The sequence below is a fragment of the Koromonas humicola genome, from assembly GCF_059726255.1.
The window spans coordinates 2022951-2034331 of the sequence record NZ_AP040873.1 but is presented as its reverse complement, the minus strand read 5'-3'; the positions used below and the strand labels follow the sequence as shown (position 1 = coordinate 2034331).

At 56.4% G+C, this 11381-nt stretch carries 10 protein-coding genes; 4 read left to right on the top strand and 6 right to left on the bottom strand.

Annotated elements, in window-relative coordinates:
* Window positions 1-5 precede the first annotated feature (5 nt).
* The 4 genes from AC6IZD_RS08815 to AC6IZD_RS08800 all read right to left on the bottom strand — a co-directional run bounded on the left by AC6IZD_RS08815 (window position 6) and on the right by AC6IZD_RS08800 (window position 4776).
* Window positions 6-509, bottom strand: a complete 504-nt coding sequence (locus tag AC6IZD_RS08815; protein WP_497787321.1) for a cytochrome c3 family protein — start codon at window positions 507-509, stop codon at window positions 6-8.
* Between the two features lie 28 nt (window positions 510-537).
* On the bottom strand, window positions 538-2193 hold the full coding sequence (locus AC6IZD_RS08810) for an FAD-binding protein (protein WP_497787320.1): 1656 nt from the start codon (window positions 2191-2193) through the stop codon (window positions 538-540).
* Between the two features lie 63 nt (window positions 2194-2256).
* Window positions 2257-3663 (bottom strand): alginate export family protein, encoded by a 1407-nt coding sequence (locus AC6IZD_RS08805; protein WP_497787319.1) that lies wholly within the window; start codon window positions 3661-3663, stop codon window positions 2257-2259.
* Between the two features lie 186 nt (window positions 3664-3849).
* Window positions 3850-4776: a LysR substrate-binding domain-containing protein gene (locus AC6IZD_RS08800; protein ID WP_497787318.1), complete on the bottom strand. Its 927-nt coding sequence runs from the start codon at window positions 4774-4776 to the stop codon at window positions 3850-3852.
* Window positions 4777-5103: 327 nt separating this feature from the next.
* Between AC6IZD_RS08800 and AC6IZD_RS08795 the strand changes: the two genes are divergently transcribed.
* From AC6IZD_RS08795 to AC6IZD_RS08780, 4 genes are all read left to right on the top strand, one after another.
* Window positions 5104-5565: a transcriptional regulator gene (locus AC6IZD_RS08795; RefSeq protein WP_497787317.1), complete on the top strand. Its 462-nt coding sequence runs from the start codon at window positions 5104-5106 to the stop codon at window positions 5563-5565.
* A complete protein-coding gene (locus tag AC6IZD_RS08790) occupies window positions 5562-6176 on the top strand; it encodes an NfeD family membrane protein (protein ID WP_497787316.1) in 615 nt (204 codons plus the stop codon). Before AC6IZD_RS08795 ends, AC6IZD_RS08790 begins: the two co-directional genes overlap by 4 nt.
* Window positions 6177-6208: 32 nt before the next feature.
* Entirely contained in the window at window positions 6209-7675 is a 1467-nt protein-coding gene (locus tag AC6IZD_RS08785; RefSeq protein ID WP_497787315.1) for a flotillin family protein, read from the top strand.
* A gap of 64 nt (window positions 7676-7739) precedes the next feature.
* The gene (locus AC6IZD_RS08780) at window positions 7740-8405 is read left to right on the top strand and encodes a PspA/IM30 family protein (RefSeq protein WP_497787314.1); all 666 of its coding nucleotides are present in this window, start codon (window positions 7740-7742) and stop codon (window positions 8403-8405) included.
* A 70-nt stretch (window positions 8406-8475) separates the two neighbouring features.
* Here AC6IZD_RS08780 and ilvD read toward each other — a convergent pair whose 3' ends face one another.
* Both ilvD and ilvC read right to left on the bottom strand, forming a co-directional pair.
* Window positions 8476-10179, bottom strand: coding sequence for a dihydroxy-acid dehydratase (ilvD, locus tag AC6IZD_RS08775; RefSeq protein WP_497787313.1), 1704 nt, complete (start codon window positions 10177-10179; stop codon window positions 8476-8478).
* Between the two features lie 142 nt (window positions 10180-10321).
* On the bottom strand, window positions 10322-11347 hold the full coding sequence (ilvC, locus tag AC6IZD_RS08770) for a ketol-acid reductoisomerase (RefSeq protein WP_497787312.1): 1026 nt from the start codon (window positions 11345-11347) through the stop codon (window positions 10322-10324).
* Between the last annotated feature and the right edge of the window lie 34 nt (window positions 11348-11381).

The following is an 11381-nucleotide window of genomic DNA, read 5'->3' as shown; positions in this document are numbered from 1 at the left end:
TTCGGCTACGGTACGATGAATGCGAACTTGTGGCATTCCGCGCATTTGTTTTCCGATTGCTTATGCTGATGGTGACACATGTTGCAATCACCGTCGGTGCCATAGTGACGGTTGTTGTGCGGGTTTCTTGGCTTAACGTCCGCCGTCTTCACTGCCAATGCTTTCGCGTCGTGACACTGGGTGCACTGGTACGCGGAGACAGCTTTGCGGGGAGTTTGGTTGGTGTGGCATTGAGCGCATTGAACCCCGTTCAGCGCGTGTACATGACCACCCGGCAGCTTGCCTTGCAGGTTGGTCGCATGGCAACTCTTGCAGTCTTTGAATGTGAGGTCCTTGGTCGGTACGTGTCCTTCCGGCAACGGGCTCTTGCCCTTGTGGCAGGCAGCGCAGTCTCCGGCCTTTGCGTTTGCAACATGAGCGGGTACGGTCTTCGTAGTATCTGTTCCCGTCGCAAACACAGAAACACACGCAGCGAGGCCAAGAAGAAGTGCTAAGAAACGTGCTTTCATTTTGTGTTCAACCCTTTCCATAATTGGCCTACAGCTTCGCTACGTGGCGTCCGGTCAGGTAGCCGAACGTGTAGCAGCGTCCGAGCGACAATCCGAATACTGTGAGCGGGTAGTCGATACCTCCGTAGAAGCCTCCGCCGAGATTGCCGACGAGATACAGACCCTTGATCGGATTGCCTTCCCCATTCAGCGCCTGATGGTTTTCATCAACCAGCATGCCGGAACAGATCGCCGACACGCGGACCAGGCGATGGATTCCGTAGTACGGAGCTTTCTCAATCGGGATCATGAAATTGGCAGGCTTGCCAAAGTCGTTGTCTTTGCCGGATGCGACCAGTTCGTTGTAACGTTTCACAGTGGCGATAAACGTTGCGGGCTCAACCTGAAGCTTGCCAGCGAGTTCCTCAAGGCTGTCGGCCTTGTATGTGCCAATCAGCGACTCAAAGACGCCCTTCTTCGCTCCCGGTTCGTCGGGCATGTAGTTCTTAAGGCCATCCGGCGGAATCAACTTGCCGGGCCAGTTTGCAGCCTGTGTCATGTAGTTCGAGTCGAATACCTGCGAGTAGTGTCCAGCGTTCTCGGCATCTTTCAGGTAGTTGTTCAGCAGCGACATGTCGACGGTTTCGTTGACGAAGCGACGGCCTTTGCGATCAACTGCCAGGAATGGCATGTCGCACATGGTTGCTGGCCCCGCATCGAAGTCGTGCAACATCTTGGTGTGGCCGATTGGTTCGATCACGCCACCCGCCCAGTACGCCATCAGGAAGCCATCACCAGTCTTTCCCATTTGCTTGCGACCGAGATGCTTGATGTCAGGCAGGAAATAATCAGACATCGACCGATTGTTCTGATAGTCACCGGTTGCGAGGATGACGCCCTTCTTCGCCATGAACTTGGTGTAGCTCCCGTCGCGGTTCTGTGCAATGACACCGTGCACTTCACCGGAAGAGCTCTGTACCAGCTGCTGCGCCGGCGTGTTGTAGAAGAACTTCACGCCCGCTTTCTCGGCCGTCACTGCGAGGTGGCGCATGCCATCGCCCGTGGTGTACGGCTTCGGGCCGAAGAAAGAGGTAACGTAGTTCAGCTTGTAACCGTTCATGTTCACGATGCGGCCTTGCTGCAGGTTGCCTTGATCGATTACTGGCGAGCCACCTTGCTTCGCACGATCAATCACCCAGCGCACGGCTTCGCCCGAGTTGTAAGCCCACTGCCGAATCAGCTTGGGATTGCAGCGATGACAGTTGTCGGACATGACGCGAGCTACCAGAGCCTCAACACCAGCTTTATCGCTCTTCTCTAAGTCGATACCGGTTCCCGAGTTGCCCTGTGACAAAGCGAAGGGTGCCTTTTGAATCACAGCCACGCTAGCACCGTTCTCAGCGGCCGAGAGCGCAGCCGGAACACCTGCAGCGCCTGCGCCTACAACGATTACGTCAAACGTCAGCGTGTTGCGAATGTCCTTGTTCGCGATTGGCTTGGGCTTGGGGAGGAAGGAGAGTGTGGCCGCGCCGTCAGCACTCTGACCGAATTCAACGTCTTTGATTTCTGCCGGATGTTCGGCAGTCTTCGATGCTGACAAGCCGGGGACTGCCAGCATGCTCGCACCCGCCGCGCCAGCCGCTTTGCGAAGGAAGTTCCGACGCGAAAGTCCCTGCTCTAGTACGTTCTTCGTGTACTGATCCATTTCTTGATCTCCTGCGATTTGAAACTCAGGCGGCGCTCTGATGCGCCGCCGTCTGGTGAGTTGCTACTTGGCCTTTGCGGCCTTGCGTTCTACATCGCGGAACCAGCTGTACTGGAGTTCGGTGCGGAAGTAGTTCGAGGGATACTGGTGCACGTAGAAGTTGCCGGGAGCCATGCGCTCATAGGCAATCTGCGCCTTCCAGTTACGGTTGATTTGGTAATCGCCACGGAGGCGAACCACATCGCCACGCGTGCCGCCGTTGGTCGTGTTGCCAGGCGCGTACTGCGGACCAACCAGAGAGTGGAAGGTCATCATGTGGTAGTAGTACGTCTTCAAGATGAGATTCTTAACTGGCTTGAAGTCGGCTTGCAGTGTAAGGAAATGGGAGTTGTCGAAGGTTGCAGGTCCTCCTTCGGTGTTGTAGGTCCACAGGTTCATGTCGCCCCACTGTGCCCACTTGCCGAAGATCGGGTCGAAGCTCTCGTTCTTCTTGGTGCTGGCGGGATCGTCTCCCGAGAGAGCAACGTAGCCAACCTGAACACCGCTTAGTACCTTGTCCTTCCAATCGCGGCGCACATATCCGTAGCCGCCCCAAGCCTGCAGATCAACGCCGTCTTTGCGCGATCCGTTTTCGAACACAAACTCGTGATTGAAGGTCCAGCCTGGCTTGAAAGGCAGTACCGTGTGCTCGCCGATCACGTTCAGGTGTCGATTGCCGAACACCGGCTTCGTCGCGGCACGCGGATCACCGTTGTCGGTGTTGAAGAAGTAATAGCCCTCGACTTGGGCTTTGTTCGCGAACTTCTGAGTAACGTAAACGCCACCTAGATACTGGTCAGCGTCGTTCAACTGTTGCGCAGAAATGGCGTAGTTGTTCGGCGGTACCGGACGACGGACGCGACGGTTGATCACGGGCAGGTAATCGTCATAGCGCGGAGATGCAATGCCGATGAAGTCAACCTTGGTGTTTTTGTTGTTATAGCTCAGCACACCCAGGTTGAAGTATCCGGAGCGCGGACCGTCGTTGCTGGTGCCATCGCCGAGTAGGAAGCCTTCACCCCAGCGCGCATTCATGCGGCCAACCTTGAGGGTCAGCTTCGGGGTCGTCATGAAGTTCTTAAAGGTCAGGGCGGCTTGGTCAAAGTAGCCTTCGCCAACATCCATGCGGGTATCGGTGGCGAAACGCTTGGAGAATTCGTTCCCGAGGGTGACGTCAGCAGTCACATTCTTCGTGATGGGTGCCGTAACGAAGACGCGCGTACGATTACGGAACCAGTTGCGCTCGTCATCCTTAAGATCGCTGTGGTCAGAAAGGTTATTCCAGCCTTCCCAGCGTGAGCGAATCTCAATTCCATAGTTCAGCTTGTCAAAGTAGCTCGTCGAAGTGGACGCATCGCTCTTTTTCCCCATGTCTTGCGAAAAGGCGGTTGCGCAGAAGGCAAGCAATATCAAAAAGAATTTCTTCATCATTTAAGCCTCTGGTTCTTGCTAACCGAGGCAAAGTATCGGGCAAGCGGAGGGGAGCACGCTGTGTCCTGAGCCATGCACGCGTAACACCTGAGAACGTGGAGAATACGAGCGAGGAACGCACGTTCAGAGTTCTCGATATCTCTGGCGTGAGGAGCAGTGAGGTTCTATATGCAGGACGTCTGGGTATTAGACGCGTGGTGGCTGGTCGCCACAATCGGGGAAGCATTGCCGAACTGTGGATAGAAAATAGCTCAGCATATGAGAGCGATTATCGCGGCGATATGCAATCATCAAGTCCGTTCCGAGCGGCTGCTCGGTATCCAATTCGATCACGGAGCAAGATGGAGGAGCGATCCTGAAGACGTAGTCCGGCAACAACGTGAAGCCAAGCCCCGATCCCACAACATTCAGGTCAAGAATCACGTTGCGAGTGTCCCACTCCAACCGGGTCGTCAGCTCTGTCACTCCCGCTTCTTTAAGTGCCTGCTGCAGAGCTTGGCTTAGCGAAGCAGGAGGGTTGGTGAGGAAAGGCAGGACCTTCAGCTCTGAAAGAGAGACCTTGTCCCGCTGTGCCAGCGGGTGTTCGGCGGGCAATACGGCGACAAAACGCTCCTTCAAAATCAGAAGCGATCCCAGATCAGGATGTGCGATAGGTCCCCGAACGAACGCGACGTCGATCCTGTACTCGAGAAGAGCAGAGAGTAGTTCTGCCTGGCTCCACATGCTGCGCAAGTTGAACTCCATCTCGGGAAAGTCTTTCCTCAACTTCGGCAACAGAATGGGAAGAACCTTGACCTCGGCGGATGGAGAACTGCCGATGCGAATCGCACCTACTTCGCCGCGCCCGGCCGCGCGCACTAGACGGATGGATGAGTCCAATTGGGCAAGTAAACGTTGAGCTTCCTGCTTAAGCACGCGGCCCGCCTCGGTTAGCTCAAACCGATTCTTTTCCCGCTCAAAAAGGAGCACTCCTATATGCGTCTCAAGAGCTCGCATCTGCTGCCCGAGGGAGGGTTGAGACGTGTTCAGCCTTTCAGCCGCACGGCTCAGGTTTAGCTCCTCAGCCACAACAATGAAGTACTTCAGATGCCGCAGCTCCACTTTTTCCCCCACTCGACGCGGTATGCCTCTGTTCCGCGCACCATTCTATAACCTCTGGTGAGGTGGTGCCCCATCGCAGGCAGCGATCACGGGGGCTCCAAACGCGCAGGCGTTCATCCGAGGTGGGACGCATAAGGCGCCTTGAGATTGGCGGAGGGTTCGGCTCAGCGCATGGCTTCGGAGATGAAGTGGGCTGCGGGGGAGCGCGAATTCCTCTCTCCTTCTTGGAAGCGTCGTGTCGATTTCTGTTGACGTATTGCAAATTGCAATACTAGTATTGCAATCCGTTATATGAAGCTCGGAGAGAAATTACGGTACTTGCGCTTGATGGAAGGCACTATGCGCGGCCTGGGCCGCGAGATGACGCAGTTGGAGACTGTGCGGGCGATCAAGAAGGAAACTGGAAAGGCGCTTAGCCAGAGTTATCTGTCTCAACTCGAAAGCGGAGCTCGGCCTCACCTAACGAACTCGACACGCATGATGCTGGCGAAATTCTTCAAGGTTCACCCGGGGTACATGGTGGATGATCCTGAGGGCTATCACACGGAGCTGATTAGCGACGCCCGCATTATGGAGGACACGGTCGATCTCTGGTTAATTAGTGGGGCGGAGCGGTTCCGGCGCGACCGGAAAGTGGCGCATGCACTGTTACAGGTGGCGAAGCATGAGGACTCGCGCCGCTGTCTTGTGCTGCTGGGTGCGATCCTCGAGACTCCAACACTGGTCGAGAGGCTGATGGAGGTATTACGACCAGAATCGCTGCCGCTTGAGAGCCGATTGGAGAAAGGGAACGGAAAATGACAATTGCAGAACTCTATTTGACGTGCTTCCTAGTGGGATTTCTGCTCAGCGTATTGTCGATGTTGATGGGCGGAGCTCATTTGAACCTGCATTTGCCATTTCATTTCCATATTGGGCATGTCGGACATGTAGGGCATGTTCCTCACGCCAGTGCGGGCGGCTGCGGATCACTTCCTGCGGTCAATCTGGGTACGATCACGGCATTCCTGGCGTGGTTTGGTGGAATTGGTTATCTGCTGACGCGACATTCGCATATGTATGCGCTTGTGGCATTGCTGATTGCGATCATCGGCGGATTCGTGGGTGCGACGGTAGTTTTCATGCTTGTTACGCGGGTGCTGATGAAGTTTGAGGCGCCGATGGACGAGGCGGACTATCGGATGGTTGGCGTGTTGGGGCGAGTGAGTTCGCGTCTGCGGCAGGGAGGGACGGGAGAGATTATGTACACGCAGCAAGGTGCGCGATGTGCAGTTGCGGCGCGGAGCGAGGATGGCTGCGAAATTGAGAAGGACACGGAAGTTGTTGTGACTCGATACGAGCGCGGCATTGCATATGTGCGGCGCTGGGACGAGTTGGCGGAAGAAGTAGGCTCGAAGTCTCTGCAATCGTAGTTTCTTAACTTGGCTGTGCCTGAGGAGGCAATATGGGATTTCAGATCCCGACAGAAGTGCTGGTGTTAGCTGGGCTGTGCGTACTTGTGGTCATGTTCGCTTTTGCGACGTTCGCGAAGCTCTATCGCAAAGCTGGACCACACGAGGCGTTGGTGGTCTACGGCTTTCGCGGAATGCGAATCATCAAAGGGAAAGGCACGATCATAATCCCGATGATTGAAAACGCACGCGAGCTTTCGCTGGAGCTGATGTCCTTCGATGTGGCTCCGAAGCAGGATCTGTACACGAAGCAAGGCGTGGCCGTCACCGTCGAAGCTGTAGCGCAGATCAAGGTGAAGTCGGATACGGAATCGATCATGACCGCTTCCGAGCAATTCTTGACGAAGGGGCCAGACGAGCGTGAAGGGCTGATCCGGTTGGTGATGGAAGGCCACCTGCGCGGCATTATCGGGCAGTTGACGGTTGAAGAGATTGTGAAGCAGCCAGAAATGGTGAGCGACCGCATGCGGTCCACTTGCGCCGAAGACATGAACAAAATGGGGCTGGTCGTGATTTCGTTCACGATTAAGGAAGTGCGCGACCAGAACGAATACATTACGAATATGGGACGTCCGGATGTGGCGCGCATTAAGCGGGATGCCGACGTCGCAACGGCCGAAGCTGAGCGAGACACGGCGATGAAGCGGGCGATTGCGCAACGCGAAGCCGCGGTCGCAAAGGCTCAGGCTGACCAGGAGCGAGTCACGGCCGAGACGCTTTCGTTGGCAAAGCAGGCCGAGGCACAGCGCGATCTCGACATCAAGAGAGCCGAGTACACAGAAACGGTGAAGAAGCAGCAAGCGCAGGCTGACAAGGCATACGAAATCCAGACAAACGTAATGCAGCAGCAAGTGGTGGTCGAGGCCGTGAAAGTGCAAAAGGCCGAGAAGGAACAGCAGGTGCTGGTGCAAGATGCCGAAATCGCTCGTCGCGAGAAGGAATTGATTGCGACGGTGTTGAAACCGGCAGAGATCGAGCGTCAGAGGATCGAGACGCTGGCCGCGGCTGAGAAGCAGCGGTTGACTCTCGAAGCCGAAGGTAAGGCGACGAACATTCGCGATCAGGGTGAAGCTGAAGCCGAGATCATCTTCAAGAAAGGTGAGGCTGAGGCGAAGGCAATGAACGTGAAGGCCGAAGCCTACCAGGAGTACAACCAAGCTGCGGTTGTGGACAAGCTTATCTCTGGCTTGCCGGAAGTGGTGCGCGCACTGTCTGCTCCGCTGGCACAGGTGGACAAGATCACGGTGGTTTCCACCGGAGACGGTCACAGCGCAGGCGTGAACAAAATCACTGGCGACATCGCGCAGATGGCAGCACAGGTTCCGGCGCTGTTCGAAGCGCTCTCTGGCATGAGCGTGAAGGACCTGATGTCGCAGGTTCGTGTAATCGGCGACAAGGGACCGAGGCCCGGAGACGGCGGAACGGATAGCAACACGCTGGCAAAAGGCGCAGGCAAGTAATTGAAGTGCGGGAGGGCGCGATGGTCGCGCCCTCTGTTTGCTGGAGTTACTAAAGGAGCTTCATATGGCACTGCTGGAACGAGTGGCAACATTAATCCGGGCCAATTTGAATGAACTGGTGGATCGTGCCGAGAACCCGGAGAAGATGATCAAGCAGGTCATCCTCGACATGCAGAACCAGTTCATGCAGGTAAAGACGCAGGTTGCGATTGCGCTTGCGGATCTGCACCTGCTCGAAAAGAAGCAGCAGGAAAACCTGGGGCTTGAGCGGGAGTGGATGCGCAAAGCGGAGCTTGCGGTGGGCAAGGGCGATGACAAGCTCGCGCGCGCCGGACTAGATCGCGCCATAAGTTACAAGCAGCTTGCAGACAACTTTGTAGAGCAGATTGAGGATCAGAAATCACAGGTAGAGATTCTCAAAGATGCGTTGAATGCTCTGGAGCGAAAGATTTCCGAGGCCGAGGCAAAGGCCGATGTTCTCATCGCGCAGCATCGGCGCACAAAAGCCGTCGGACGTGCCGCAATGGCCAGTCAGAAAGCGGATTCGAAGGACAACTACGGCGTGTTCCAGCGCATGAACAACAAGGTGCTGCATGCAGAGGCCGTCACTCAGGCCACAATCGAAATGAGTGGTGAAGACATCGAGCGGAAGTTCGAGAAGCTTGAACGAGAGCAGCAAATCGAAAAAATGTTGCAGGAACTGAAGCAACAGAAGACGCTGCCCGCATAACTCTGTCGGTTGGAACTGCCCACCGTGGATTCGCACATGGCGAGTTCACGATGGACCTTCTTGTGGGACTTCAAACCTTGCGAGAAGGCGCTTGGGTATTCACCCCGGGGTTGGTGATCGCTCCCTGAGATGCAGAGGCGACGAGGGCGATGTATTTCGCGTACACGCCACTGCGATAATGCGGATGACGTGGCTTAAGGCTCGTGAGCCGCTGGTGAAGTGTTTGTTCATCGAGTGCAACTTCGATTTTTCGGCTGTTGACATCAATCTCGATCAGGTCGCCTTCCTGAATTGCCCCAATCGGCCCACCGAGTGCCGCTTCGGGTGAGACGTGGCCAACCATCAGGCCGCGCGTCGCTCCGCTGAATCGGCCATCGGTGATGAGTGCCACGCTTTCGCCGAGTCCTTCTCCCACAATCGCCGCGGTGACGGAGAGCATTTCACGCATTCCGGGGCCACCGCGTGGACCTTCATTGCGAATCACGACAACGTCTCCGGCGCGTATGCGCTTGGAGGTTACAGCTGCCATCGCCTCCTCTTCGCTTTCAAAGACACGGGCCGGACCTTTATGCGTGGGGCGCTCATGCCCGCTGACTTTGACGACGCAGCCTTCGGGTGCGATGTTGCCGTGGAGAATGACAAGCCCTCCGGTGTTTTTTAGTGGCTGGCTGACGGGAACGATGACCGCTTGGCCGGGTGTCTCATTGGCTTTTTGGGCTTCTGCGGCGATCGTATCACCGGAGACAGTCAATGCGTCGCCATGAAGCAAGCCAAGATCGAGTAGGCGCTGTGCAAGCACACGATTGCCTCCTGCAGTGTGAACATCGGCAGCCACGAAGCGCCCAGCAGGTTTGAGGTCGGCGAGAATGGGTGTGCGCTCACTGATCTTTTGGAAGTGGTCGATGTCGAGCGGGACGCCAGCCTCGCGAGAAATTGCCAACAGGTGCAGGACGGCATTTGTGGAGCCGCTGGTGGTCGCGACAGAGGTAATCGCGTTTTCGAAGGCCTGCGGAGTGAGAATGCTGCGCGGAGTGATACCGGCGCGAAGGAGATCCATAACAACCGATCCGCACTGGAGGGCGACGGCGTCCTTCTCGGGCGAGAGGGCAGGGACACTGTTGAACCCCATCGGAGACAAGCCAATGAACTCCATCACTGTGGACATAGTGTTGGCCGTGTACTGGCCTCCGCAGGCGCCTGCACCGGGACAGGCTACGTTTTCGAGCGCGAGCAAGTCCGCATCGCTCATTTTTCCAGCCGCATTCGCGCCGACGGCTTCGAAGACATCCTGGATGGTGACGTCCTTGCCATTGAATTTCCCGGGAGCGATGGTGCCTCCGTATAGGACGAAGCCGGGAATATCAAGGCGCGCGAGGGCCATTGCTGCAGCCGGAATGGTCTTGTCGCATCCGACGATACAGACGACAGCATCGAAGAGCTGGCCGCGGCAAACAAGTTCTATGGAATCAGCGATGATCTCTCGGCTGACGAGAGAAGCGCGCATGCCTTCGGTGCCCATGGTTTCACCATCGCTGATAGCAATGGTGTTGAACTCCATAGGTGTGCCGCCAGCTCGGCGAATGCCCTCCTTCACCTTGGCTGCGAGATCGCGCAGGTGGTAATTGCAAGGCATGGTTTCGATCCACGTGTTGGCGACGCCGATGAGCGGCTTGGCGAGGTCCGCGTCATTGAATCCGATTGCTTTGAACATGGCGCGGGCGGGTGCCTGGTCGCGTCCGTCTGTGATTTGAGAGCTGCGGTGTTTCAAGTCCATTGAGGTCTTTCCATTCAGAGGAAGAGCCGGGCGGTGATCAAGAAGGAACTTCAATGTGACAATGGCGCAGTGGGACTGATAGTGCAGCCGGGGTCGCAAATTGGGGTCGACGCCCCGGCTCCTTCAATCCTGCGTGATGGTGTTATGCGTTTACTTTCTTTGCGGTGCTCTTGGTCGCATCGGGCAGCCAGTCCATCATGCTGCGCAGCTTGGCTCCGACTTCTTCAATCTGGAGCGTCTTTTCAGCAGCGCGGAGCTCGTTGAACTTCTTGTTGCCACCGCGATGCTCGGCAATCCATTCGCGAGCGAATTCGCCGCTCTGAATCTGGCCTAGAACCTTCTTCATCGCCTGACGAGTGGTATCTCCAACAACGACTTCACCACGGGTCAGATCGCCGTACTCGGCGGTATTCGAAATCGAGTAGCGCATGCGATCGAGGCCGCCTTCGTAGATGAGGTCGACGATCAACTTCATCTCGTGCAGGCACTCGAAGTAGGCAATTTCGGGTTGGTATCCAGCTTCGACGAGGGTTTCAAACCCCTTCTTGATAAGGGAAGTGAGTCCGCCGCAGAGAACGGCCTGTTCGCCGAAAAGGTCGCTTTCAGTCTCTTCCTTGAATGTGGTCTGCAGAACTCCGGCGCGGGTGCAGCCGATACCGTGCGCGTAGGCGAGAGCGAGTTCCTTTGCCTGTCCGCTGGCATCCTGATGAATCGCGATGAGCGCGGGTACGCCACGTCCCTCGGTGTACTGGCGGCGAACAAGATGTCCGGGGCTCTTGGGAGCAATCATTACTACGTCCACGTCGGCAGGTGCTTCGATCGTCTTGAAGTGAATGGAGAAGCCGTGCGAGAAGCCGAGGACCTTGCCTTTGGTGAGGTACGGGCGAACAGCTTCAGCGTACAACTCGCCCTGAGTTTCGTCGGGAGTAAGTATCTGGAGGTAATCGGCTCGCTTCGCTGCCTCGGCAGGAGCAAGCACCTCGAAGCCATCTTCGCGGGCACGCTTGGCGGTTCCGCGTTCCGGGTCGAGACCGATGATGACGTTGTACCCACTCTCGCGCAGGTTGAGCGCCTGGGCATGACCCTGACTACCGTATCCGAATACGGCTATGGTTTTGGGCTTGAGCGCATCGGGATTGGCGTCGTGGGCGTAGAAGATAGTGGCCAAGGAAGCTCCTTTATATATGAAAACCGACCGGGCG